Source organism: Acetobacter sp. DmW_043, assembly GCF_002153485.1.
Taxonomy (GTDB): domain Bacteria; phylum Pseudomonadota; class Alphaproteobacteria; order Acetobacterales; family Acetobacteraceae; genus Acetobacter; species Acetobacter thailandicus.
Map to the genome: position 1 here is coordinate 157,305 of NZ_JOMN01000015.1, position 24,426 is coordinate 181,730.

At 49.0% G+C, this 24,426-nt stretch carries 23 protein-coding genes and 1 tRNA gene; 13 read left to right on the forward strand and 11 right to left on the reverse strand.

Annotated features, from left to right (window positions below; translation table 11 throughout):
* Window positions 1–6 precede the first annotated feature (6 nt).
* From HK11_RS06085 to HK11_RS06105, 5 genes are all read right to left on the reverse strand, one after another.
* Window positions 7–543, reverse strand: coding sequence for a hypothetical protein (locus HK11_RS06085; RefSeq protein WP_233127753.1), 537 nt, complete (start codon window positions 541–543; stop codon window positions 7–9).
* 179 nt (window positions 544–722) lie between these two features.
* Window positions 723–1,400 (reverse strand): DNA polymerase III subunit epsilon, encoded by a 678-nt coding sequence (dnaQ, locus tag HK11_RS06090; RefSeq protein WP_086554444.1) that lies wholly within the window; start codon window positions 1,398–1,400, stop codon window positions 723–725.
* Window positions 1,397–1,984 carry a dephospho-CoA kinase gene (gene coaE, locus HK11_RS06095; RefSeq protein ID WP_086554445.1) on the reverse strand — a complete coding sequence of 196 codons (588 nt, stop codon included), beginning with the start codon at window positions 1,982–1,984 and terminating at the stop codon, window positions 1,397–1,399. Before coaE ends, dnaQ begins: the two co-directional genes overlap by 4 nt.
* A gap of 21 nt (window positions 1,985–2,005) precedes the next feature.
* A complete protein-coding gene (locus HK11_RS06100) occupies window positions 2,006–2,869 on the reverse strand; it encodes a shikimate dehydrogenase (RefSeq protein WP_086554446.1) in 864 nt (287 codons plus the stop codon).
* The gene (locus HK11_RS06105; protein WP_086554447.1) at window positions 2,869–3,672 is read right to left on the reverse strand and encodes an N-formylglutamate amidohydrolase; all 804 of its coding nucleotides are present in this window, start codon (window positions 3,670–3,672) and stop codon (window positions 2,869–2,871) included. Before HK11_RS06105 ends, HK11_RS06100 begins: the two co-directional genes overlap by 1 nt.
* A gap of 241 nt (window positions 3,673–3,913) precedes the next feature.
* Here HK11_RS06105 and HK11_RS06110 point away from each other — a divergent pair, with 241 nt between their 5' ends.
* The 6 genes from HK11_RS06110 to HK11_RS06130 all read left to right on the forward strand — a co-directional run bounded on the left by HK11_RS06110 (window position 3,914) and on the right by HK11_RS06130 (window position 11,607).
* Window positions 3,914–4,696, forward strand: a complete 783-nt coding sequence (locus HK11_RS06110) for a GTPase family protein (protein ID WP_086554448.1) — start codon at window positions 3,914–3,916, stop codon at window positions 4,694–4,696.
* Between the two features lie 310 nt (window positions 4,697–5,006).
* Window positions 5,007–6,443, forward strand: a complete 1,437-nt coding sequence (argH, locus tag HK11_RS06115) for an argininosuccinate lyase (RefSeq protein WP_086554449.1) — start codon at window positions 5,007–5,009, stop codon at window positions 6,441–6,443.
* Window positions 6,440–6,580, forward strand: coding sequence for an LPS translocon maturation chaperone LptM (lptM, locus tag HK11_RS12790; protein ID WP_408736137.1), 141 nt, complete (start codon window positions 6,440–6,442; stop codon window positions 6,578–6,580). Before argH ends, lptM begins: the two co-directional genes overlap by 4 nt.
* 81 nt (window positions 6,581–6,661) lie before the next feature.
* A complete protein-coding gene (gene lysA / locus HK11_RS06120; protein ID WP_086554450.1) occupies window positions 6,662–7,996 on the forward strand; it encodes a diaminopimelate decarboxylase in 1,335 nt (444 codons plus the stop codon).
* A gap of 5 nt (window positions 7,997–8,001) precedes the next feature.
* The gene (locus HK11_RS06125) at window positions 8,002–10,761 is read left to right on the forward strand and encodes a DUF4175 domain-containing protein (RefSeq protein WP_233133340.1); all 2,760 of its coding nucleotides are present in this window, start codon (window positions 8,002–8,004) and stop codon (window positions 10,759–10,761) included.
* A 57-nt stretch (window positions 10,762–10,818) separates the two neighbouring features.
* The gene (locus HK11_RS06130) at window positions 10,819–11,607 is read left to right on the forward strand and encodes a serine protease (protein ID WP_233133341.1); all 789 of its coding nucleotides are present in this window, start codon (window positions 10,819–10,821) and stop codon (window positions 11,605–11,607) included.
* Here HK11_RS06130 and HK11_RS06135 read toward each other — a convergent pair.
* Together HK11_RS06135 and panB are read right to left on the reverse strand one after the other, a co-directional pair.
* Window positions 11,598–12,218 carry a potassium channel family protein gene (locus HK11_RS06135; RefSeq protein ID WP_158092786.1) on the reverse strand — a complete coding sequence of 207 codons (621 nt, stop codon included), beginning with the start codon at window positions 12,216–12,218 and terminating at the stop codon, window positions 11,598–11,600. The genes HK11_RS06130 and HK11_RS06135 overlap by 10 nt on opposite strands.
* A 180-nt stretch (window positions 12,219–12,398) precedes the next feature.
* Window positions 12,399–13,229 (reverse strand): 3-methyl-2-oxobutanoate hydroxymethyltransferase, encoded by an 831-nt coding sequence (gene panB / locus HK11_RS06140; protein ID WP_086554514.1) that lies wholly within the window; start codon window positions 13,227–13,229, stop codon window positions 12,399–12,401.
* Window positions 13,230–13,397: 168 nt separating this feature from the next.
* On the opposite strand from panB, the gene HK11_RS06145 reads away from it, so the two are divergent.
* The 6 genes from HK11_RS06145 (at window position 13,398) to HK11_RS12695 (ending at window position 19,232) form a co-directional block, all read left to right on the forward strand.
* Window positions 13,398–13,483, forward strand: a tRNA-Tyr gene (locus tag HK11_RS06145).
* Between the two features lie 366 nt (window positions 13,484–13,849).
* Window positions 13,850–15,421: a hypothetical protein gene (locus HK11_RS06150; RefSeq protein ID WP_086554453.1), complete on the forward strand. Its 1,572-nt coding sequence runs from the start codon at window positions 13,850–13,852 to the stop codon at window positions 15,419–15,421.
* A gap of 213 nt (window positions 15,422–15,634) precedes the next feature.
* Window positions 15,635–16,981: an MFS transporter gene (locus tag HK11_RS06155; protein WP_086554454.1), complete on the forward strand. Its 1,347-nt coding sequence runs from the start codon at window positions 15,635–15,637 to the stop codon at window positions 16,979–16,981.
* A complete protein-coding gene (locus HK11_RS06160; RefSeq protein ID WP_158092787.1) occupies window positions 16,978–18,663 on the forward strand; it encodes an OprO/OprP family phosphate-selective porin in 1,686 nt (561 codons plus the stop codon). The genes HK11_RS06155 and HK11_RS06160 overlap by 4 nt, the downstream gene beginning before the upstream one ends.
* Before the next feature lie 181 nt (window positions 18,664–18,844).
* The gene (locus tag HK11_RS12690) at window positions 18,845–18,976 is read left to right on the forward strand and encodes a hypothetical protein (RefSeq protein ID WP_255375969.1); all 132 of its coding nucleotides are present in this window, start codon (window positions 18,845–18,847) and stop codon (window positions 18,974–18,976) included.
* A 124-nt stretch (window positions 18,977–19,100) separates the two neighbouring features.
* On the forward strand, window positions 19,101–19,232 hold the full coding sequence (locus tag HK11_RS12695; RefSeq protein ID WP_255375970.1) for a hypothetical protein: 132 nt from the start codon (window positions 19,101–19,103) through the stop codon (window positions 19,230–19,232).
* A gap of 100 nt (window positions 19,233–19,332) precedes the next feature.
* On the opposite strand, the gene HK11_RS06165 is transcribed toward HK11_RS12695, so the two are convergent.
* The 4 genes from HK11_RS06165 to HK11_RS06180 form a co-directional block, all read right to left on the reverse strand.
* A complete protein-coding gene (locus tag HK11_RS06165; protein ID WP_233133342.1) occupies window positions 19,333–20,145 on the reverse strand; it encodes an SDR family oxidoreductase in 813 nt (270 codons plus the stop codon).
* Between the two features lie 79 nt (window positions 20,146–20,224).
* Window positions 20,225–21,115, reverse strand: a complete 891-nt coding sequence (locus HK11_RS06170; protein ID WP_086554456.1) for an S-methyl-5'-thioadenosine phosphorylase — start codon at window positions 21,113–21,115, stop codon at window positions 20,225–20,227.
* Window positions 21,102–21,878 carry a cytochrome c1 gene (locus HK11_RS06175; protein ID WP_233133343.1) on the reverse strand — a complete coding sequence of 259 codons (777 nt, stop codon included), beginning with the start codon at window positions 21,876–21,878 and terminating at the stop codon, window positions 21,102–21,104. Before HK11_RS06175 ends, HK11_RS06170 begins: the two co-directional genes overlap by 14 nt.
* 9 nt (window positions 21,879–21,887) lie before the next feature.
* The gene (locus HK11_RS06180; protein WP_086554458.1) at window positions 21,888–23,090 is read right to left on the reverse strand and encodes a cytochrome b N-terminal domain-containing protein; all 1,203 of its coding nucleotides are present in this window, start codon (window positions 23,088–23,090) and stop codon (window positions 21,888–21,890) included.
* A gap of 324 nt (window positions 23,091–23,414) precedes the next feature.
* On the opposite strand from HK11_RS06180, the gene hemF reads away from it, so the two are divergent.
* Window positions 23,415–24,329 (forward strand): oxygen-dependent coproporphyrinogen oxidase, encoded by a 915-nt coding sequence (hemF, locus tag HK11_RS06185; protein WP_086554459.1) that lies wholly within the window; start codon window positions 23,415–23,417, stop codon window positions 24,327–24,329.
* Window positions 24,330–24,426 lie beyond the last annotated feature (97 nt).

Consider the following 24,426-nt stretch of genomic DNA (forward strand, 5'->3'; position numbering starts at 1 on the left):
GTATTATTACTGCGCAGCAGAGGCCGGCTGAGATTTATCTGTAACCGCAGCTGGTGGCGAAGCGGGTTTCTTATCACCCTCCTGCAGAGCAGGCTGTTTCAGTAATCTGACTGTAAAACGTGAAGGAGACGCCGCCAGACGCGCACCGCTGCGCGCAATATAATCGAGGCGTATTCTGACCCCGTTATCATTTTCCATCAGAAGACCGCTCACCCCACGCCCCAGGGTTGCCTCTCCGCTCAGAGCCCAGAAGGTGCCGGCAAAATCTTCAATACGCTGAAGGTTATATACCTGCCCGACACTCTGGCCACTCGAGTAACCAACTGCCGCGGCAGAGGCTCCCTTAATACTAAAGGGGTAAGAACGGCCACCATAATTGAGAACGCCCCCACCCCAGGTGTACCCTACGCCAAGATCAGCTGATTTTGTATGAAATGTCACTTCACCCGTTTTAGGGCCAAGAGGTGACTGCGCACACGCAGAAAGAGACCATAAAGCGCAGCAAACTGCAGCAGAAAAAACATGAACAGATGCAACACGCATCAAATGGCTCCTTATATGAAAACCAGCCTGTCCATCGTTCCTGGATCACAGAACAGATTCAGACTATCCGCATTTTAACATGCGCCAACAAAAGAAAAAACTGAACTATTCCAGAGAAAGAGATAATTTATAAAAAAAAGAAAAAATCTTTTTGATTTGAAACCAATAGAATGTTGTTTTTATCTGCTCCACAAAGGATTGTCCAGCTTTTCAAGAAAGGCGTGATGTGCTGTCAGCTCCTGTTCTGACGGCACAATCCTAATCACCCGACGATGAGCAGGTCCGCTGTAGACTGCACCAGCCAGCTGCTGCTCGTCATCTGCTGTGAGCCCCAGACCACGCTGCCGCCCTCCCATAAGCTCAACATAAACATCTGCCAGAAGTTTACAGTCGAGCAGAGCGTTATGTGTTGTTCTGGCAGACAGATCGACCCCAAAACGACGACACAGAGCATCAAGACTATTGGGCATGCCGGGAAAACGCTCACGGGCCATATCAAGCGTATCGACCATACGGCTCATATCAAGTGTCGGGTACCCTGCCTTTTTCAGCTCTGCATTCATAAACTTAAAGTCAAAGCGGGCATTATGCGCGATGAGCGAAGAATCCTGTACGAACTCAATAAAGCCCTCAGCAACAGCCGCAAATTTTGGCTTTCCGGCAAGGTCTGCCGCTGTAAAACCATGCACCCGGGTTGCTTCCTCGGGCACATCACGCTCAGGGTCAATCAGCACATGAAATGCTTCGCCCGTAGGCATATCATCAATCAGCTCAAGAGCGGCAATCTCAATAACCCGGTCGCCTTTTTCGGGGTCAAATCCTGTTGTTTCTGTATCAAACAGAACTGAGCGCTTCATTGTTTCATCATCCTGATTAACGACTGTACCTGCTGTATAGTCTGCCGCACTGTACCTCCCGTTCTGATAACACGATCAGCACGCCGCCTTTTTTGCCGGTCTGGCATTTGCCTGGCAATGAGCCTGCGGGCCTCAGCTTTAGTTATACTGCGCCGCAGAGCAACTCGCCCGGCCTGAATGCGTGCAGGTGCAGAGACAACGACAATATAATCACATAATCTCCAGGCACCGGCTTCAAACAGGAGTGGAATATCTAACACCACCCAGCGGGCTCCCTGCTGCCTGTGCCTGCGCAAAAATTGCGTACGCTCAGCCCATACCATCGGATGAATTATCTTCTCAAGCTGCCGGAGAAGAGCAGGCTGCTGCACAACAGCGCGCCTTAATGCCCCCCGGTCCAGATGACCATCACTCACCGATTCAGGCACCAGCTGCGCGATAAATGGTAATGCCTTACCATGATCAGCCTGCAGGGCGCGTACCGTCGCATCAGCATCAAACACGGGAAAACCTGCACGGGACAGAAAAGCTGCCACCGTAGTTTTTCCCATCCCCATACCACCGGTCAGACCAAGAACGCGCATCGGAACCCTGTATTTTTCCTGCTACAAACTCTGACGCACAAAAGCTTCAAGCTGTTCATCGACCTGCGGGTCCTGACCAAACCACTCACGAAAACCAAGCCGCGCCTGATGAAGGAGCATACCCAGCCCGCCTGCAGTTTTCAGTCCCTGTTTTTGCGCCTGTGCCAGCAAAGGTGTCAGCAAAGGAACATAAACAATATCGGCAACAATCAGAGACGATGATGCCTGAGCCAGAGAGGGACAGAATAACGGGTCAGGCCCACCCTCCATACCAAGAGAGGTGGTGTTAACCAGCAGGTCATATGCTCCAAGCCTGCTCTCCCATTCATCCCATGCCACCCTTTCAAGCCCCGGAAGAGCCTGAGCCAGAGCTTCTGAGCGGGCCTCTGTGCGGTTTGTTACTGCGACATGCAAACCTGCATCCTGCAAAGCTGCTGCAACAGAGCGTGCAGCTCCACCTGCCCCCAGCAGCAGAGCTTTTCCCTGCGGCGCATGACCCGCGGCTTTCATACTGGCAACGAAACCGCTGCCATCTGTTGACACCCCTCTGATACGCCCGTTTTTTTCAAAAATCAGCGTATTGACCGCCCCTGCACGTTTTGCCGAGTGATCAAGCTCATCCACCAGGGCGTAAGCTGCTTCTTTATGGGGGATAGTAACATTGGCTCCTTTGAATCCGGCGGCCTGAAGCCCCCTCACAGCTAATTCGAACTGACCAGGCTGAACAGGCAGCGGTACATAAGCACCATCAATACCATAACGGCGCAGCCAGTAATTATGCAGCAAAGGAGAGCGTGAATGCTCAACAGGCCAGCCAATGACACCGGCTATACGGCCATGACCTGTAAGGATAGCTGAGGGAATATCTGTTTTAACGCTGGACATTATGAAACCTGTTCGCGTGCAGAGGCTGTTTCGCCCCCGTATTTCTGGCAAAAGATGCTCCATGCCTGCGGCAGCAGACGGGCCAGGCGCTGTGCCCATTCGAGCTGCCCCTGCGGACTGGCGATCAGATCCTGGCGAATTTCAAGCTCGATATAAGGCAGGCTACGCTGCTCACCATGTTTTGGCACAGTATAGTCAGAGGTATCTGTCAGAGCATAAGGCTCATTATCCCCTACAGTCAGTCCCTCTTCACGCAAAAGCGCGATCATAATATGTGCCAGACGTGAATCGTGATTATGCAGCAAACCAGCATGCCAGGGCCGCTTTACGCCATTCATTTCAGGGGTGAAGCTATGCAGGGAAACAATAACTGAAGGCAGAGCTGCGGCCTGACGTGCATCCAGCTCGCGGGTAATACGATCATGATAAGGATGCAGGATAGTCTCTTCACGCTCTTTGCGCTGCGCGGGCGATAAATTCTGGTTCCCTGGCACCAGCGTACCATCACTAACTGTCACAACAGAAGTACGATGTCCGGGAGCACGATTACAGTCGATCACCAGGCGAGAGCACACCTGTTCTATCAGCACGCACTCTAACAAGCCTGATAAAATACGGCCGACACCATCAATGCCAATATCCCACCCGATATGCCGCGCACGCTCTGCCGCACTCAGCCCCAGATCCTGCAGGTGAGACGGAATTACCTGTCCGGCATGGTCACTAAGCAGAACAAACGGTGACCCCCCTCTTTTACCAGAGACGGCAACCCATTTGCTCTCAGCCTCTGCCGCTTTTGTCATCACCCCATACCCTCTCTGGCTGCTGTCGTGTTCTGCCAGACACTATAATGGACAAATGCAGAGAGAGCACCCTTATGCCAGGAAAAACTTTCATGACATTTGCACTGTCATTAGCATGAAAAGTGAAGAATATTACGATTAATTAAACAACCCGCGTAATCCATCCTTATTTTAACTATCAATTTGAAATATCAGATAATATAAAATATTTTTACATTATTTTATTGCAGAAAGAAACAATATGACTCAGGAGCGTGTAAATAAAGCGATTGATTTTTTAAAGGAAGCGACAGATTATTTAAAAAATCACCCTGAAAAATTCAAAAATAATAAAGATTCATCATCAGAAACAAAATACAACGATATCGAAAGTAAAATCAAAGATTTTGTAAATTTAAAACTGTCTGAATCTATAAAATACAAACCAAAAATAGGCGTCTTCGGAAAGACCGGTGCGGGAAAATCATCTCTCTGCAATGCTATTTTTGGCAAAAAAATATCTGAAGTATCTGATATTAAAGCCTGCACCCGGACACTTAATGAAATACCAGTCGGCAACATGACTCTGGTCGACGCGCCTGGCATTGGTGAAACCATAGAGAGACATATAGAATACAGGAATCTCTATAAAGAATTCGCTCAGCAATGTGACCTTATTTTGTGGGTTATGAAAGCTGACGACCGTGCTTATGCCGAAGCTCAGGATATATATGAAAATGATCTGAAGTCTGGGTGTCCGGTATTTATTGTTTTATCTCAGGTAGATAAAATAGCTCCCCATCGGGAGTGGAACTGGGACACATTTGAGCCCGGACCTAATCAGATTAAAAATATTGAAGAAAAAATTAACGAGATCAAAGATGCCTTTCGCATTGATCCCTCGCACATATCGTATGTCTCGATCGATACCGAGGCATCGGAAACAGATATCAATTTTAATCTGGAAACGTTACTTGAAAGAATAATATCTACTATACCCAACAAAAAAAAGCATCCATCTACAGAGAGACAAAAAAAGAAATAAGAACTGAAAAAATAGAAAAGAAAGTAGAAAAAGGATTTATAGAATACGCTCTCGATACAGCTGAAGAGTTTGCCTATAGGTATTTTCCTGTTCTTAAAACGCCTTTTTTTAAAGAACCAATTCGCAAAATTAAAGAATATATAGCAAACGGAGCGAAATCTCTTTTTAAATCGTTTTTTGGTTAAACGGACGACACATCTTCGCATCAAATCTTCAGGCATTTACATCTGCGGGAATTTGCACCACAGCCTCTGCATCAGTAAACTACATGTCCGATCAGGACTTCAGGGATACAGGCAGGGGCTGGATAATGTCTGCGGACAAGACAAACGACACAAACACCTCATCACAGGCAAACACCAACGCACAATGGGGCGGGCGGTTTGCTGGTGGTCCATCAGACATTATGCAGGCGATTAATGCCTCTGTCAGTTTTGATAAGGCCTTATGGAAACAGGATATTGAAGGCTCGCTCGCTCATGCGGCCATGCTGGCTCACACCGGCATTATCACCCGTGAGGATGAATCTGCCATTCGTGATGGCCTGGCTGCCATTCGCGGTGATATTGAAGCGCAGCGCTTTGATTTCTCTGAAGCACTGGAAGATATTCATATGAATATTGAAGTGCGCCTGTCTGAACGTATTGGCGAAGCAGGTAAACGCCTGCACACAGCCCGCTCACGTAATGACCAGGTGGCTACGGACTTCCGCCTTTGGGTGCGCGATGCCATTGACGGCCTCGACCAGCAGGTCGCCTCGCTCATGCGTGCACTGGCAACCCGCGCTGAAGCACATGCAGCTGACCCCATGCCCGGCTTTACGCATCTGCAAACTGCACAGCCCGTTACCTTTGGCCACCATCTGATGGCCTATGTTGAAATGCTGGCCCGTGACCGGGGCCGCCTGAGTGACACACGCAAACGCCTCAACGAGTGTCCACTGGGTTCAGCGGCGCTGGCAGGAACATCCTTTCCGATTGACCGTCAGATGACAGCACGACTGCTTAAGTTTGACCGGCCTACAGCAAATTCACTCGACGCAGTCTCTGATCGCGACTTTGCTCTCGAGTATCTGTCTGCTCTCTCCATCATGGCAATGCATCTCTCACGCCTGGCCGAAGAAATCGTCATCTGGTGCTCGTCTCCCTTCTCATTCATTCGCCTTTCAGATGCTTTTACAACCGGCTCATCCATCATGCCGCAAAAACGTAACCCTGATGCCGCAGAGCTTATCCGCGCAAAAACCGGGCGGATGACTGGCAGTCTGGTCGGCCTGCTGACCGTGATGAAAGGTCTGCCCCTGGCTTATGCAAAAGACATGCAGGAAGATAAAGAGCCTGTTTTTGCAGCAACTGACGCGGCTGTGCTGTCACTGGCTGCCTGCGATGGCATGATACGTGACATGACGGCCAATACAGAAAAAATGCGCGCACTTGCCGGCTCTGGCTTCTCAACCGCAACAGACATCGCCGACTGGCTGGTACGTGTACTTAAAGTACCTTTCCGCACAGCGCACCACATTACCGGCCGGCTGGTTGCCAGAGCGGAAGCAAAAAATATTGGCCTGTCAGAACTTTCTCTTGCTGAAATGCAGGCAGAAGAAGCCGGGATCACCGATGACATTTTCTCGGTTCTGACGGTTGAAGCCTCCATTGCCTCACGCACCAGCGAAGGCGGAACAGCAGCATCTAACGTCAGTCGTGAAGCAAAGAAATGGCTGGCTGCACTGAACAGAGTCTCAGCATGAAACGTCTCCTCTGCGGCTTAATAGCCGTGACTTTTCTGGCGCTTCCACTTAGCGGGTGCGGTAAAAAAGGTTCACCGCATCCCCCGGGGCCGGCAAAAGATGTTATATACCCCCGCACCTATCCACCCAATGATTAACCAATAATGCGAAAGACATGAGTATATGTTTTTCGCTCTCTGTGATTATATAAATTAAATTTAAGGTTTTAAGACATCTCAATGGCCGACTCTCTTTCTCACGCAGGCACATCACCTTCGGTAGCTGACCTTCTGGCTGCCCGCCCCAACCTGAAAATGGATGGTGTAAGCGGCCTTTTAATGGATGGTGTCTCACTCAGCACTATTGCTGGCAAAGTCGGCACTCCATGCTGGGTGCTTAGCGCAAACACACTGCGTACCCGTATGCAACGCCTGAGTGCAGCAATGCAGCAGATCGGTTCAGAGGTTTCTATTCACTATGCTGTTAAAGCAAATGACCATCTTGCGGTCCTGTCTCTCCTCCGTCAGGAGGGTGCAGGTGCAGACATCGTCAGCGGGGGTGAATTAACCCGCGCACTAAAAGCCGGCATAAAAGCAAGCGACATTGTTTTTTCAGGAGTTGGGAAAACTGATGCTGAGCTCGAGGCCGCTCTTGGCGCTGGTGTCGGCCAGATTAATGTTGAGAGTAAGGAGGAGCTCGAAATTCTGTCAGCTCTTGCCCAAAAAAACGGAAAAACAGCAACCATCACCCTGCGGGTTAACCCCGATGTTGATGCCAGAACGCATGCAAAAATTACGACCGGCCTGGCTGCGAATAAATTCGGCATTGCGTTTGAAGAAGCACAGGCACTTTATGCTCATGCCCTGACACTCCCCGGGCTCGCCCCTGTCGGGTTTTCAACGCATATCGGCAGTCAGATTACTTCTGCAGCGCCCTACCGTGCAGCCTATGCACGTATGGCAACCCTCATTCAGTCAGCCCGCTCTGCCGGCCTTGATGTCTCTGTTATGGACTGTGGCGGTGGCCTGGGAATCTCTTACTGCACGGAAACAGAAGGGCAGCCTGAAGCCCTGGCCGGCGCCATTAAAGCCGAGCTTGGACACCTTAACCTCAAACTGGCCATTGAACCAGGTCGCTGGCTGGCCGGGCCCGCCGGCATATTGCTGTCGACAGTTATTTTGCGCAAAGAGCATGCCTCAGGTGTGCCATTCTGCATTATTGACGCTGCGATGAATGACCTTGCACGCCCCAGCATGTATGACGCCTGGCACGGCATTATACCCCTCAGCGCACATGAAGCCGCCGGCCCGGTTGCCCCGGCTCATGTTGTCGGGCCTGTATGTGAAAGCGGTGACACATTTACACGCGACCGCGACCTTCCCTCCTTACAGCGCGGCTCACGCGTAGCCATCCTTGATGCCGGTGCTTATGGTGCCGTCATGAGCTCAACTTATAACACCCGCCCTCTGGCTGCTGAGGTGATGATTGATAACGGAACCTGGCATATCATACGCGAAAGACAGCAGACTGAAGAGCTGTGGCGTCATGAAATTGTACCCTCAGCCCTGACCTGATGCCTATGACAGGAGAAACGCAACGCCTCTCACTCAATGCAAAACTTGTCGCAGTGCGCAAGCGTGCTGCTCAGATTTTGCAAACGGAAGCATACTGGAGGGCTTTCCTGCCCACTCTGGGCCTGGTTGCGCTTTATATCCTGGCAGCCCTGCTGCGCCTGCCACACTACCTGCCTGACAGCGTAAGACTTATTTTATTAGCCGGATGGGCCATCCTCTGTGGCAGGCGGCTGTATACCGACCTTAAGCGTATCCCTCCGATATCTCCTCATGCTGCAGATCATCGCATTGAAGAGGTATCAGGCCTTAAAAATCGTCCTCTGACGACACTGACAGACAAACCAGCCGGTTTGCAGGATGTTCACACCACGGCTTTATGGCATGCACATAAAGCACGGACTCTCTCTGAAATCGTGACACTCAAAGCAGGCTTTCCACGCCTGTGGCCTCACACTTTTTTCAGCCGGTTTGCCACTCTGGGCCTGATTGCCGCTCTGAGCGGTGTCTTCGTGCTTGCCGGGTACTCCGCTCCCGGGCGCATACTTGCAGCTTTTGTCCCTGACTGGGATGATCCTGATACCCCCATGCCACATGTGGAAGCATGGATTACTCCCCCCTCCTATACCTCAGCCATGCCTGTTTTTCTGGGGAGTGCGGCATCGAACCCCAGCGTGCCACAAAACGCAAAACTTACAGCTATCGTCACAGGCACAGATACCGCTCCGGTTCTGAGAACCGGCTATAACCAGATTAAAAACTACAAAACCACACGCCTTGATTCACAGAGCTGGAAGCTGGAAGCTTCACTTGAACGCTCAGGTCTCATTCGCCTCAGAGGGCGTGGGCGTACACTTCGCCAGTGGGCAGTCACAATTGAACCAGACGGTGTTCCCTCTGCTGAATGGGGTCCTTCTCCCGGTGCTCAAAAAAATGACTGGCGTACACGCCTGCCCTTTCAGGCCGCTCATGCTTTTGGTCTCGACTCTCTGACCGCTGAGCTGCAACTTGCCCATCCTGGCCGTGGTACACAGCGCACCCTGGCCGTTCCTCTCCCTCTGTCTGGCCATCCGAAATCTGTTAAAGGGGCGGTCTCACCTGACCTTTCCGAAGACCCATGGGCCGGAGAAACTGTAACAGGTCGCATTGTTGCGCATTCTGTCAGCGGGCAAAGCGGCGCCAGCAAACCTGTTACTTTCCGCCTTGGTGCAAGAGTTTTTCACTCACCGGTAGCCCGTGCTGTTCTTGACCTGCGTAAACGTTATGCGCTCGGACAGGAAAACCGGGAAGATACCGCCAGCGACCTGGCCGTACTGGGAGATGCCCCCGGCCCGGTGCAAAACCATACCGGCATGCTGCTTAACCTTGCCGATATTGTTGCTATTCTGAACAACAGACACACAGACAATGAAACTGCACAAATCAGTGCTGTTAACCTGATGTGGGACCTGGCCCTTGATATAGAAGACAGACAAAAAGATAAAAATGAAGCTTCTGCACAGGCCTCACTGGATGTCAGGGCCGCACAGGCTGCCGTGGCTCAGCAGCTTGAGTATATGAACAAAACGGGACGCGGGGACAAAAACGCCCAGCAGGAGCTGAAAGAGCGGATGGCAACCCTCAATAATGCTCTGGCCCGTAAAATGCAGGCTCTGACAGAGCAGGCTATGCGGGATCATACGATCATCCCGGATATGCAAAATTTCTCGCAGGCTAATCAGAATGCCTTCTCAGGCCTGATGAAGCAGATGCAGAAAGACGCCATGAGTGGCAACCCTGAAGAAGCTATGAAGCGCCTGCAGCAGATGGAAGACGCTGCTGAACGCATGCGCAATGCCACACCAAAAGATATGGCTGCAATGGCGCAGCAAATGATTGCGCAGGCAAAAGCAAAAGAACAGGCCGCCGCCTTGCGTGACATGACCAGTAAACAGGCTACTTTGCTTGACCATAGCCAGTCACGCATTGATGCTAATTCCGCTGAAGAAACAGGCGATTCTGAAGATGAGGGGGCGAACGACAACTACCAGTCCATGCCAACCTCTGAACTTTTACGTCAACTCGGCCTGCCCGTCCCTCCTGATGCAGATAACAGCCCTGCGCCACAGACAAATAATAACAACCAGGCGAAACTGCCTGATCCGGCTAAAGCCGAAGCTCAGGCAGCAGCACGCCGTAATGACCGCGCCGTACAGCACGCCCTGCAACGCGCACTTGATGAATTACAAAATGAATTTAAGGACCTGACAGGTAAAACACCACCTGCTTTTGCTGAAGCAAAACAGAGTATGCAGAACGCGATGAAGGCTCTGGGGGATGGAGAGGACACTGTCACCGCCTCTGAACAACAGAAAACCCTTGATGCCCTGCGTAAAGGCCGCCAGCAAATGCAGCAAATCATGAAGGGTGACGGACGAAGTGCTCCCTCCAGCTTTCTGCCATCTTTTGGTATGGGCTCAGGCAAAGGCCAGGGAGACAACAACCAGAACGGAAAAGGTCAGTCCGGCAAGGGTGACGACGGCTCTTCTCCTGTCAGTGATGCAGACGGAAGCGATGGTTCGGACCCAAAACACAGTAAAAACGACCCGCTGGGACGCACAATGGGCAGCGGCAATGACCAGGGACACGATGAAAGCTCAGAAGTGCCTGATAGCGTTGCACGCCAGAGAGCCCGTGATATTGAACAGGAGCTGCGACGCAGAGATTCTGATCGTACCAGATCAAAACAGGAGCTGGACTATCTCGACCGCCTCTTAAAATCTTTTTAACGCATTTGAGGACTGTTCCTATAAGAGCAGTCGATGACATGACAGAAGGCCAGAGTGATGAAGAAGCGTAAATTTTTACCTTTGTTTCACATCATATTTCTGTCCTGTAGTCTTACTATTTCAGGTAAAACACTCTCAGAGGCCCGTGCCGATGGTCCTGATTTTCGCGATCATCTTGCTGGCGTCGGCAATAATGACCCCCGCCAGCGTGTTGATGTACGTCAGATGCCCTGGGCAGCGATAGGACGCGTTCAAACTGAACAGGGGAGCAGATGCACGGGTTTTCTGATTAGCCCGACTGTTGTTGAAACTGCAGCGCACTGCCTGTGGAATTCGGCGACACATCGCTTCGTGCCTGCTTCAATTGTTCATTTCCTTCTGGCCTATAGCGCCGGGCAATACGCAGCACACGCCCGGGTTAAAGAATATATCATCCCTCCGGGTTACACTCCCTTACAGGAAGAACAAAAAGCCGGGCTGGATAAAGCCACGCTGCTGCTCGACCATCCGATTGCCCGGCCTGAAACAATTTTTCACGTTGACGCTACCCAAAATGATATCAAAGCCGGGAACCCGGTTGTTCTTGGAGGGTATGAGCAGAACAAACCTGATGTCATTACAGCTGATGTAAACTGCCAGATTACCGGCATAAGCCGGGACCTGAGCGGGCACCCTCTTCTGGCTCATAACTGCGCAGGCACACACGGCAGCAGCGGCGCACCTTTACTGACAAACACCAGAGATGGCTGGCAGGTTCTGGGCATTCAGACTCTGGCGCATGGTAATGAGGCCGGCGGTTTTGCGGTGTCACTCCTTAAAGCGCCGGATACATCCTCTCAGCCCTGAGCAGATTGTTCTGTTTTTTGCTCCAGTTCTTCGGCCACTTCTTTTGCTGCCTGTTTTTTTACGGTGCTGACATAGTCGCGCAGGTAAGAAGAACTCGCCGAGAATAAAACCACGGCGTAAAACATACTGATCAAAATCTGAAATAGCACACTCAGCTTGGCAATACCCGTCTCGGGGTAAACGTCACCATAGCCAATTGTCGTTGCTGTAACCACACTAAAAAAAATACCATCAATAATAGAAAGAGGGCCACCTGTTGAAAATGAATGATTATCAACATGAGAAAGAAATATATAAAAAACAGAAAATATATAATTAAAAAATATATATGACAAAATCATAGAGATCAGAGCGCCCGGAGCATCAACCCCGAGGCTTTTATCTTTTAATTTTTTTATTTTTATAAGAAATATTTTTACCTGCCTGCTTTTTTCAGCGCCGATAGAATAGAAAGCCTTCGTGCTTTCGACAGCCATGGCAACCGAAACTAAAAATAAAAAGGCCAGTACAAAAATTCCCAGAGAGACCCTGGCAACGCCATATTCATGCGGCGAAATTGCATCAATCAGAGGAAGAATAATCAGATAAAAAAGGAAAAAAACACCTATCACCAAAAGCACAAACCTGACGACATTGTAAAACGTGCTTTTTTGCATTCTTCACCCTAAAGAAAAATCGTTCATTTCATTATTCTTATTGCAGAATGCATAATGTCTTCGTCAGGAACAAGCCCCGCCCGCCACTCAGACTCTCATTGACGTGGTGAGAAGCGCCTGCCTGACATGCCGAATTTATGCGCCTTCAGTTTTTGTTCCTGACGCACTGACATAATTCTCCGGCCCGGGAAACTGGCGTGTTCTGACTGCCTCAGCATAAGCAGCAACTGCTTTATCAATATCGGCAGCAAGCGTACCAAACCGTCTTACAAAGCGCGGAGTGAAATCAGTAAACAAGCCCAGCATATCCTCACCCACCAGGATTTGCCCTCCGCAGGCAGGCGATGCCCCGATACCTATAGTTGGCACAGGCAGGCGGTCACTTAACGCACGGGCCAGCGGTTCAACCGTGCTCTCGATAACGACAGCGCCGGCGCCGGCAGCCACAACAGCATCTGCATCTTTTATAATCTGGTCAGCCTCACTGCCCCGCCCTACTGTTCTGAAACCGCCATGCGTATGAACAGCCTGAGGCTTAAGGCCAATATGGCCAATAACAGGAACCCCTCGCTGAGTAAGGAAATAAATTGTCTCAGCCATTTCTTCTCCGCCCTCGAGTTTAACGCATCCGGCTTCGGTCTGCGCCATCACTCTGGCAGCGGTCTCAAACGCCTGCTGCGGGCTCTTCTGGTAGCTTCCGAAAGGTAAATCGACAGCGACACAAGCCCGACTACTCCCTCTGATGACAGCCTGAGCATGAGCAATCATCATTTCTGTCGTAACACCCAGCGTGGACGGCATTCCGTAAACAACCATTCCCAGAGAATCACCGACAAGCAGCAAATCACAATGAGGGTCCATTAACCGGGCCATAGGCGTAGTATACGCAGTTAACGCAACAATTGGTGTCTCAAGCCTGGCCAGAGAGCGCAATGTATGACGTTTACCTGCTTTATGCTTACTCAAAAAACCGGCTCCTTTTTCTTTTATCTGAAGATGCTTCTGGGGCACTCATACCCATAATGTGCCCTGGCAGACTGCCATATAGAATATTTTATACTAAAAGCATAAAAACCTGCTGCTTAGCCCGTTGACAAGACAGGCTCATCGCTATAGGTCTGTGCTCACCGATACGGAGAGGTGCCCGAGTGGCTAAAGGGGGCGGACTGTAAATCCGCTGGCGTACGCCTACGTTGGTTCGAATCCAACCCTCTCCACCATTTTCCTATAAAAAATAATAGTACTGCAGACATTTGATACTCTGAATTTATCAGATGATTCTGGCATGAAAAATGCCTGAACCGCTGGCTGAGCCAGAAAAATATTCTCCTTATATTTATATCACGATATCAGACTGTTACTCATGAATGATCTTTTTTTAAAAGAGTAAATTAAAATAAAATCCTCTGCTTTTTAAACGTAGCACCTAAGTGCTCCCAATATAGTCACACATAAAAAATGAATTGAAGTTAATCATTAACTAAAATATATTAACTTTAGTTAAGATTAATTCATGAATAAGATTCTGAAAGTTAAGAAAACATCTATTTCTTTCAGAGACGATCTTATAAGGACACTATATTAACATGTCTTTTTTTTCATCTCTCAGACACTCTGCGACCGATGCGGTAAAAAATGCCACGGATAAAATCCATGAAACTGAAAACAAAACATCAGGTTTTGTCGGTAATTTAGAAGATAAACTTTCAGGAGTTTCAAAACTCAAAGACATTGGTAGCAAAATAGAGAATGAGGTATCTGACACAAAAAAGGGAATTTCTGACGCAATAGAAAATAAGATATCCGATACAAAAAAGGGAATTTCTGACGCAATAGAAAATAAGATATCCGATACAAAAAAGAAAATTTCTGACGCAATAGAAAATAAGATCTCTGATACAAAAGAGAGAATTTCTGATATCCCGGTAGTGAAAGATATTAACAAAGCTTATCACATCGCCTTAGACATTAAAGATGCAACAAAGTCACCTGTATCTGCCCTGAATAAGATTTTACCTAAGAACAGCGAGTTATTCTCAAAAATAGTAGATTATACCGCTGGTGGTGTAACAGACGCGCAAAATAAACTTAACAATAGTCGCGTTAACAAGGTCTTTAGTTTTCTTGCATCTATAGAGAAAAGTAAGCTTGCAGGCACAACCTATTCTAATTTGAACTATCTTAACGATCAGGTTGCCATTAAAGCACCAGTTGATCAGGATCTTAGCAAAACACCAACAGTGTCGCAGCTCCTCAATGCTGCCAACGCAGAATTTACAATTGACGGCACCCCCAAAGGACTTACCCCTTTCCTCGTTAATGGCAAGCAGCTCTATACAGTTGATGACGCAACGGGCATGTCTTCGCGCGTGTGGCTGACCGGTGATAATCAGGTTATCATCTCATATCAGAGCACCAGCGGCGGTGATAATATGAGTATCAATCCCGTAGCAGGTGTTGCCGGCATGGCTTCAAATGCTCAGATTTTTAATCAGGATGTGTCTGGAGCGCAGAAAAGTGCTCTGAAGTGGGCGAATAAGGTTGTTCAGGAAGCTGAAGCCCGTGGCATAGACACGAACAATATTTTCGTTACAGGCCACTCTCTGGGGGGCATTGAGGCCTCTTACGTAGCGCAGCAGACAGGCCTGGGCGGCATAGCCTTTTCTGCAACCGGTATTCCCTCATCATCCACAGCAAAAGGTGATGGCTCTAACTTCCTCAGCATCATGGCCTACGGTGACCCGATTGCAAGTTATGCCCGTGACACGAATGGAGGAGCCTCTTATGTCTCCTGGAAAGACGAAGGCGCATCATCCAGCCTCAACCACTATGGCAAGGTTATTCAGGTTGGCTCTGAATCTGACAATGAAGCCCTTCGTAAGACTGTCGCTGGCTGGACCGATGGCACCTTCATTGATCAGATGAAAACTGTTGGTGACGTCTTCAAAGATTTTGTTAAATTTCATACGCCGGTTACACTTGCCTCTGACCTTGGTGTCACACTGACAACCAAGGCAAACTCAAATGGCCTCATGACACTCAATGGTGCAAACGGCACACCGGCTAACATTGGCGGTGATACTATTGGCCAGCTCACAGGCAGCCATTCAGATGCCATGGTAGCCCAGCTGCTCAAAAATAATTCTCTTGCTGCCTGACCATCTCTCCTTATTAACACTACGCACTAACGAAAAGGCCCGAAGTTTTCTTCGGGCCTTTTTTATAAAGACTGCAGGCACTTCATCACAATCTGGTTAGATAATTAAGCATAAAAAATAATTGCTTTATTCCGCTCTATCTTCATATGCTCAAAGATAAAGACGTGTGCATCACCGATGCTGGCTCTCAATAAAATAAAAAAGATATAAATCATGCCCCACACCGGTACCAACTTTGCCCCGCCACTCGCCTCTGCGCCGGAGACTTCTGAAGTCTTACAAACTGTTAGTGCTCAGCCTAAAAGTCGTGCCAAAGCCATTATGCAGGTTGCCAGCGGCAACGTTCTTGAAATGTACGACTTTATGGTTTTCGGCTTTTATGCCGCAGCGATAGGAAAAACTTTCTTTCCTTCATCTGACCCGACAGCAAAACTGATGCTGGCGCTTGCTACATTCGGAGCAGGCTTTCTGATGCGCCCGCTGGGTGCCTTAATCCTGGGTTCATATGTTGATCGTATCGGACGTAAAAAGGGGCTTATCGTTACACTTGGCCTTATGGCAATCGGTACACTTATCGTCACTATAACACCAGGATATGCTGCCATTGGTTTTGCAGCACCACTGCTGATTCTTGCCGGGCGACTGATTCAGGGATTTTCTGCAGGTGTTGAGCTTGGCTCCACCTCAGTTTATTTATCTGAAATCGCGGGACCGCATAATAAAGGCTTTATTGTCTCTTTTCAGTCAGCATCACAGCAGCTTGCTGTTATGGCAGCCGCTGCACTTGGTGTTGGCATGACACACCTTATGTCTCACGAAGAACTCCTCTCATGGGGATGGCGCATCCCCTTTCTTATCGGGTGTCTTATTGTTCCGGTTCTTTTCCTTCTCCGCCGGAACCTGCAGGAAACAGAAGCTTTCTCTTCTGCACATTCACACCCACATTTTGCCGAAATACTACAAACGCTGTCACGTGAATGGCGCATCATTGCCGTTGGCATTCTTATGGTTCTGATGACCACAACTTCGTTTTACATTATCACTGCCTATACGCCTTCTTTTGGCACAGCAGTTTTGCATTTAACCGCTCATGACAGCCTGGTTGTTACGCTGTGTGTTGGCATGACTAACCTCATTCTTCTTCCGGTTTTTGGTGCTTTATCTGACCGTATCGGCCGGAAAAAACTCTTATTAATCGCTACAGTGAGCGGAATAGTCACTGCCTACCCTGCTATGACCTGGCTCGTATCTGATCCTTCTTTTTTCAAACTACTTGGCGTGGAGCTGTGGCTTGCTGTCATTTACAGCATGTATAACGGTGCCGCAGTTGTTTACCTGACAGAAATTGTCCCTCCGCGCATCCGCACTACAGGATTTTCTCTGGCTTACAGCCTGGCAACCTGCGTTGGAGGCTTTACACCTTTCATCTGCACCTCTCTCATTCACGCGACCGGCAACCGCGCCATGCCAGGACTGTGGTTAACTCTGGCAGCATGCAGCGGATTACTGGCCTCACTTCTCGCCCGCCCCTACTCTCATTCACAGTCGAGTTCATCATGACCAGAATTCGCTGTACCGCAGATAATTCACAGCCTTTTTCTCTGAAATGCCGGCCGCTCATTACAGGAGCAGGAATCGTCGGCTCTCTTATGCTGCCGCATTATGCACAGGCTGCATCAGGCAACCCTGAAGTGCAGGAACTGATGCGTATTGTAAAAATGCAGTCACAACAGATGAAAATGCAGTCACAGCAGATTCACGAGCTGCAAACGCGCCTCTCAAAGGTTGAGAAAAAATCAGATACAAAGACTGTTAAGGTGACCTCACTGCCTGCTGCATCTCATACCGCGCATGCACATGTTACTTCAGGACCAGTTGAGCCCGTAAAATTTGCCGGAGATACCTCTCCTGGAATTCAGACTACCACTCCGGTATACCCTCTGAAGGCTGCAGCCCCCGGTTCTTATGCAGCTGTTTCGAGCATCCCAAACAATGCATCACCTGTTATGGGTGTGACATCACAAATTCCTTCAAGTGGCAGTACCACGTCTGTCGGCGGGCTTGTACTGAAATGGGGGCAGGGTCTGCCCACGTTTACAACGCCCGATAACGCCTATTCCTTTAGGGTGCGCGGCCGTATTCTCGCTGATTACGGCGGCTCATTTGGCAGCCGTTACAGCAGCCTCAATGTCTCTCGTACACTGATGCGCGCAGCCCGTCTGGGTGTTGAAGGTCACGCAAGGCAGCTTTCATGGGTTTTTGAAGCCGACTTCTCTGATAACAAACCAGAGCTCATGAGTGCTTTTATGATGTGGAGCCAAAAGGTTCAGAAAAAAACCCTGGACCTTGCACTGGGAAATATTTTTAACGAACGAAGCTTTGATGGCACCACAGGCTCAGCACAGACCGTCTTTCTTGATCGTGACCTGGTCGCGACCACTCTGCTGCCGGTGCGTGGATGGTACGGCATGGGGGGCATGTTCAAAACCATTGGTAAAAACTGGCACGTAGCGGCACAGATAGCCGGCAATAACGTCAATTCCTCCAATGCGACCAACAATATTCGTGATGATATGACCTATGAAGTACGTTCTCACTATATTCCATGGCGCAACAATAATGCTCTGATTCATCTTGGCATCTGGGGTTTCTATGAAGATGTCAAACCCGCAGCAAACTTCTCACAGTCAGTGCGCCTTCTCGCCCGTACTAACGACGCATTTGCAATGCAGTTTGGCCCTACGACTCCAATTTCCAATTCTTTTGCCGGCGGCCTGGAACTGTTTGGTATTTATAAAACCGGCTGGGCTCTTATTGAATATGGCGCACGACATCTGCAGTTTCGTAATACGCTTCCTGTAGCTTCGTCCTATACAGACAAACTCGGCGGTTCAGGCACAATTCAGGCTTTAAGTCTGCAAACAGGCCTGTTCCTCACCGGTGAAACTCCAAACTATTTTGCACGAACAGGCGTATGGTCCTCACCTCGTGTACTGCGTCCCGTCACCGAAGGTGGCTGGGGAGCATGGGAACTTGCAGCAAGATGGGACTGGGCCGATTCCTCCAACATTCCAACCGGTGCACGTGCCTGGACTGCTACAGTTGGTGTGAACTGGTATCTGCTTAATTTTGCACGAATTATGGTCAACTACACTCATGCTGATGTAACAAACAGAGCCGGAAACTATATTGGAACCAATACCGGCAATACATTTGGCGTAAGATCAGGAATTACATTCTGATCTTTATTGTAAAAATATTATTTTTTTAAAAACGATATCCTCATCATCCCTTTGATATGGATATCGTTTGTTTTAACAAAACAAAAAGCAATCTTATAAATGTATTGATTTTAATTTAATTTATAACTATAAGTTAATTTATAGTCTCGAGGCTGTTTAGTTAAGAAAGGAGGTCCAGAATATGAAAAAATCTACCATTGCTAAGCTTGCAGTTGTTCTTTTTGCTTACCCGCATCTGACAACCTGCTCTATTCCAGCTGTTAAAGCAGCACCGGTACAGCACGTCGTCGCTCATTCGACGCACGTAAAATAATAATAATTTTTATTATAAAAATATAGAGAAAATATTATTTTATATATGAGTATAGATAAATTAATTTAATTAACGCTATTTATTTAATTTTTAATCAAACTGTTTTCTAGAAAGGAATCAAATCATGAAAAAATCTACCTTAGCTAAACTTGCTGTTGTTCTTTTTGCTTACCCAAACCTGACGACCTGCTCTGTTCCAGCTGTTAAAGCAGCACCGGTACAGCACGTCGTTGCTCACACAACAACGGCACATTGATCGTCAGATCAGTCTGACCTGAAGCCTGGCGATGCCGGGCTTCAGGAGATGGGCTCTGTATTTTAAAAGTAACCCGGAATTATATTATAACAATTTTTATCTAAACTTTTCCGCGCGCCAGGTATTTCTTTTTTCCTTTCAGTCCTTTTTTCATAAGGACCGGAAGAATCATTCGCCAGACACGCGGCATAATTAACATAAGCTGCGCCAGCACGCCGTCTGAACTCGGACAAAAAATCTCTGCTTTCGGACGCAAAAGAAGGTGCTGAACAATGCAGGCTATTTCATCCGGTGACGAGGGCGCCGTTACAAAATTTAAAGGAGAACCGCCACTATCAATTTCTTTTTGCAGCATCGGTGTATCAACGGCACCAGGAAACACTGAAGATACACGTAAACCGAGTGGCTGCACATCCTGAGCCAGAGCCAGAGCATATCCACGCAAACCAAATTTACTGGCAGTATAAATGCTGCTCCCCGCCAGAGGCACAAGAGCTGCCATAGAGTTAATAAATATGATGTGCCCGGCTGCTGGCATAAGCGGCAACAACAAAGTTGTTAAAAAAACCGGTGCTTCGAGATTAACCCGCAGCTGCCAGGAGGCGCTTTCGATATCGTAATCCCCTGCTCTCTGAGGATTAATAACGCCTGCACAGTGAATTAATGCGGCAAGCGTAACACCAGCCTGACGCAAATCATCAGTCAGTGCTTCTATCTGCTGATTCTGTGCAATATCGCAGGCAACTGGCGTAACGTGATCCTGCGGCTGAAAATCACCGGCACGGTTGACCGCCAGAATGTGATACCCCTGACTGACAAGACGCTGCACAAGGTGGACACCAATCCCACCTGTTGCTCCGGTTAACAAAGCAACAGGGCGATTAATATCAGAAGGTAACTTCATAAAAGACATAGAGAGCAAAGCCAGAGTTGTTCCTTGCTCCTATATGAACGCTCTCTATCTCTTTGTCACGTATGGTAACAATTTATTATCATACTGTAAGGACACGACCTGCAATCGTTTTCAGCCTGGCCAGTAAAGCAGGGTCACGCGCTTCAGGTGCTGTAATCAGTGCGTGCTCAAGTGCACGGTCACACCCGGCAAAACACAGGTCACGCCGCTGACCAAGCGCAGGAATAACGGCTTTAACCAGTGCCTTCGCATTTGCAGAGTTTTTTTGCATAATTTTGATAACGCTATCTACTGTCACATTATCATGCTCTTCATGCCAGCAGTCATAATCTGTAACCATGGCAACTGTCGCGTAGCACATTTCAGCTTCACGCGCTAAAGACGCTTCCGGCATATTGGTCATACCAATGACAGAACACCCCCATGAACGATAAAGTTCACTTTCCGCACGTGTCGAAAACTGCGGGCCTTCCATCACGAGGTAAGTACCGCCACGCACAACACTCAGGTCCAGCGCTCTGGCCTGGGTTTCAAGCACACTGCCTATACGAGGGCAAAGCGGGTCTGCCATAGAGATATGAGCAACACATCCTGTGTCAAAGAAGCTTTTTTCACGCCAGATCGTACGGTCAATAAACTGATCAACAATAACAAAATGACCAGGAGGCAGCTCCTCCTTCAGGGAGCCAACAGCCGACAGAGAAACAATGTCTGTGACCCCGGACATTTTCATCGCAGCGATATTTGCCCGGTAGTTGAGACGTGAAGGCGGGATAGGATGCCCACGTCCGTGACGGGGCAAAAATACACATTTCACGCCGTCGAAACGCCCGAACAGCAGCTGGTCAGATGGTGCTCCCCATGGCGTCTCCACTGTACGCCACTCTTTGTTCTCAAGACCATCAATATCATAGAGGCCTGAACCACCGATAAGACCAATAACAGGCTCTACACTCTTATTTTCTGACATGAGACCAGATTCTCCGCTTCAGGATAACAAATATAATGATGAGAAAACACAGATAGAGCACAACGCCAACACCCAGCCGGCGTTTACTGTCACGATGCGGCTCAGAAACCCACTCCAGAAAGGTCGTCACATCATGCGCCTGCTGCTGTACAGTAGCAGGATGACCGTCCGTGAATGAGACAGCATTGTCATGAAGTGGCGGTGGCATAGCCGTAATATGCCCTATCATATAAGGGTTAGCGTATCGCGGCGCTTTCTCCCCCCCAACAGGCTCACCATAGCTTGTCAGCATAGCATAAATACGGTCTGCCCCGCCGGGATGAATCAGACCTATACGTGACAGATCAGGAGGAACAGCCCCTCCGTTCGCTGCACGGGCCGCAGCAGGGCTACTATACGGTGAAGGCAGAAAATCGTCGGGCAACCCTTTACGAAACTTAAAATGTCCTGCTTCATCATGACCTGCAGCGATCTGCCAGGATTCAGCTAAAGCAATTGTCTGCTCAGGCGTCAGACCCGTCTGGCTCAGGTCGGAGAAGTGGACCTGTTTAAGGCTGTGACAGGCTGAACATACTTTTGCAAAAACTGCGTAGCCTCTCTGCACAGCGCTGAGATCGAAATGCCCGACAGGCCCCTCAAACGACCAGTGCTGAGGCGGGGCTTTCTGAGGCAGTAAAGAGGACTGTGCGTCAGCACTCTTTGCACAGCCTGCACCCTGCACGGCTGCAAAGAACACGGATGCGATAACGAGATATTTTTTCACAAACATCGCTCAGTCTTCCACTTCATCAGGCAGATCAGCTTTCTGAGAACGAGCTGCCAGAGGCAGAAAAATGAGAAAATAACCATAATACCCGGCCATAGCGATACGCTCGACCAGCAACCAGTCACCCTGCACATGGTGCTTACCGGCAAGGCCAGACACAACAAAACATGCAATAAGCATACACAGGGCAATGCGCGACTGAACATGCATGCGCCCCCACGGCCTTCCGTCAACAGGCGCATCGTCCAGGGACGGAACAAAAAACAAAATCAGTACAGCCCCTGCTGAGAGCACAAGGCCGCCAAATTTTGAAGGAATAGCCTGCAACATCCCGTAAAACGGCAGGAAATACCATTCAGGCTCAATGCTGGCAGGAGTGTGCAGCGGGTTAGCAGGGCGATAATTCTCTGGCTCTGTCACCAGACCAGGCCAGAAGCACATTACAGCTACAAAAGCCAGTGCACAGACAAGGATACTTAATACGTCTTTCACAGTGAAATAGGGGTGAAAAGACAGCATACGCTCACGGCCCTGCCCTTTGCTGCCTGACGGGCTGCTACTGCCCTTAAAGTGCACAATAGCGATATGCAAAGCCACAAGACCGGCAATGCTGAATGCGATAGTAAAATGCAGCACAAACATACGGCGCAATGTAGGAGAACCGGGGCTATCCCCTCCCAGAAAAATCGATTCAAGCAATGGCCCGACACCAGGAACCGCCCCTGCGGCCTTACCTGCGATGTCGGCACCCCAGTAGGACATCTGCCCCCATGGCAGCACATAACCAGCAAAAGCTGTCATCATCGCCATGAGCAACAACGTCACGCCACTATGCCATATCGCCCGGCGTGATGCGGCATAAGAGCGATAACACAACCCCCGAAACATATGGATATAGAGAGCTGCCATAAAAAAACTGGCTCCGGTGGTATGAATAGCCCTGAGCAGCCAGCCTGCTGCACCCCGGCGCTCAAGGGCTTCAACCGAACTAAATGCCAGAGACGCATCAGGCGTGTAAGACGTTGCCAGCAATAAACCGCTTGCTATCATCAGTGCCAGCACCACCAGCAGCACAGCACCAAGAGTCCAGAGCAGGTTAAGGTCACCTGGCACAGGAAAACTCATATAATTTCTGATAAAACCAGACAGACTATGCGCGTCTTTGCGCTCTGTATTCTCTGAAGACTGCGCAGATTGTTCGCCGGACATTTTCTTCTCTGCCAGAGTGGTCGGGCTTTTCAGCCCTTATTAATGCCGCAAACAGATATCATGTCTTGCCCTGTTGCGTCAGACCTTTACTTCATCAGGCCTAAAATACCTGCCGTCCTGCTCAGAAATCAGCCTGACATAAAAGCGGATATGACGATAAACTCTGCCAGAAATGAGACATAAAAATATTTTCAAAAATAGCGATACAAAAAACGAAAAGAAAAACAAATCTTTACAAAATGATGACAGACCGCGATGAAACAAACATAACCCTTAGCGGGAAGCTTCTCATCTCTGCACTCAAAAGAGCAAAAGAACACCGGCATGACCTCAGACACACAACATTCAGCCTCCGGGCATATTGCCCTCAAAACGGAAGCCCGACTGTGGTTTGAATCCCTCCGCGATAAAATCTGTACAGCCTTTGAGCAGATCGAACAGGAGAGCTGTGAACGCAAAACACCTGTGCTCAGGGAACGTACAGCAGCCGGGCAGTTTAAAAGAAAAACCTGGCAGCGTCAGAATGAAGATGGCTCGCCCGGCGGCGGTGGCACTATGAGTCTGATGTCAGGGCGTGTGTTTGAAAAAGTAGGCGTGAATGTCTCAACAGTTGAGGGAACATTTACCCCGGCTTTCGCTAAGACTATTCCCGGGGCAGCAGAAGACCCCCGCTTTTTTGCTACCGGCATAAGTCTGGTTGCTCATATGTGCAGCCCGCTGGTGCCGGCTGTACACTTTAACACCCGTATGATTATCACCACACAGGGCTGGTTTGGCGGTGGTGGTGATATCACTCCGATGTTCCCTGCCTCTGATGAGGCCGCTCATGATGCTGAACTTTTTCACAACGCTCTGAAAAATGCCTGTGAGAAACACGACCCCGGTTATTATCCCCGCTTTAAAAAATGGTGTGATGAATATTTCTTCCTGCCTCACCGCGATGAGCCCAGAGGTCTTGGAGGTATTTTCTATGACCGTCTCAACAGTGGTGATGTCGCGGCAGACTTCGCTTTTACAAAAGACGTTGGCCTTGCCTTCCTTGAGAGTTATCCGGCCATCGTGCAGCAACGCATGACACTCCCATGGAGTGAAGAACACCGCGAAGCACAGCTCATTCGCCGCGGGCGCTATGTCGAATTTAACCTTCTGCATGACCGCGGCACATTATTTGGCCTGAAAACCGGCGGCCACACCGAAGCAATTCTGATGAGCATGCCACCAGAAGTGAAATGGCCATAACCCTAAAAAACGTTCAGAAAAATTATGCTCTTTCATTTAAAAAAAACTTTATAAGAGTACATCTCAGGCAGAATTGACGTTCACCCCTGATAAAGGA

Excerpts from the sequence above, each read along its gene's own strand:
- lptM (WP_408736137.1), top strand. The coding sequence starts at position 6,440 with ATGAAACGTCTCCTCTGCGGCTTAATAGCCGTGACTTTTCTGGCGCTT.
- hemF (WP_086554459.1), top strand. The coding sequence starts at position 23,415 with ATGACCTCAGACACACAACATTCAGCCTCCGGGCATATTGCCCTCAAA.
- HK11_RS06165 (WP_233133342.1), bottom strand. The coding sequence starts at position 20,145 with ATGTCTTTTATGAAGTTACCTTCTGATATTAATCGCCCTGTTGCTTTG.
- HK11_RS06170 (WP_086554456.1), bottom strand. The coding sequence starts at position 21,115 with ATGTCAGAAAATAAGAGTGTAGAGCCTGTTATTGGTCTTATCGGTGGT.
- HK11_RS12690 (WP_255375969.1), top strand. The coding sequence starts at position 18,845 with ATGAAAAAATCTACCATTGCTAAGCTTGCAGTTGTTCTTTTTGCTTAC.
- HK11_RS06125 (WP_233133340.1), top strand. The coding sequence starts at position 8,002 with ATGACAGGAGAAACGCAACGCCTCTCACTCAATGCAAAACTTGTCGCA.
- HK11_RS06180 (WP_086554458.1), bottom strand. The coding sequence starts at position 23,090 with ATGTCCGGCGAACAATCTGCGCAGTCTTCAGAGAATACAGAGCGCAAA.
- HK11_RS06150 (WP_086554453.1), top strand. The coding sequence starts at position 13,850 with ATGTCTTTTTTTTCATCTCTCAGACACTCTGCGACCGATGCGGTAAAA.
- HK11_RS12695 (WP_255375970.1), top strand. The coding sequence starts at position 19,101 with ATGAAAAAATCTACCTTAGCTAAACTTGCTGTTGTTCTTTTTGCTTAC.
- HK11_RS06085 (WP_233127753.1), bottom strand. The coding sequence starts at position 543 with ATGCGTGTTGCATCTGTTCATGTTTTTTCTGCTGCAGTTTGCTGCGCT.
- HK11_RS06110 (WP_086554448.1), top strand. The coding sequence starts at position 3,914 with ATGACTCAGGAGCGTGTAAATAAAGCGATTGATTTTTTAAAGGAAGCG.
- HK11_RS06160 (WP_158092787.1), top strand. The coding sequence starts at position 16,978 with ATGACCAGAATTCGCTGTACCGCAGATAATTCACAGCCTTTTTCTCTG.
- HK11_RS06155 (WP_086554454.1), top strand. The coding sequence starts at position 15,635 with ATGCCCCACACCGGTACCAACTTTGCCCCGCCACTCGCCTCTGCGCCG.
- HK11_RS06130 (WP_233133341.1), top strand. The coding sequence starts at position 10,819 with ATGAAGAAGCGTAAATTTTTACCTTTGTTTCACATCATATTTCTGTCC.
- dnaQ (WP_086554444.1), bottom strand. The coding sequence starts at position 1,400 with ATGAAGCGCTCAGTTCTGTTTGATACAGAAACAACAGGATTTGACCCC.
- HK11_RS06105 (WP_086554447.1), bottom strand. The coding sequence starts at position 3,672 with ATGACAAAAGCGGCAGAGGCTGAGAGCAAATGGGTTGCCGTCTCTGGT.
- HK11_RS06100 (WP_086554446.1), bottom strand. The coding sequence starts at position 2,869 with ATGTCCAGCGTTAAAACAGATATTCCCTCAGCTATCCTTACAGGTCAT.
- coaE (WP_086554445.1), bottom strand. The coding sequence starts at position 1,984 with ATGCGCGTTCTTGGTCTGACCGGTGGTATGGGGATGGGAAAAACTACG.
- lysA (WP_086554450.1), top strand. The coding sequence starts at position 6,662 with ATGGCCGACTCTCTTTCTCACGCAGGCACATCACCTTCGGTAGCTGAC.
- argH (WP_086554449.1), top strand. The coding sequence starts at position 5,007 with ATGTCTGCGGACAAGACAAACGACACAAACACCTCATCACAGGCAAAC.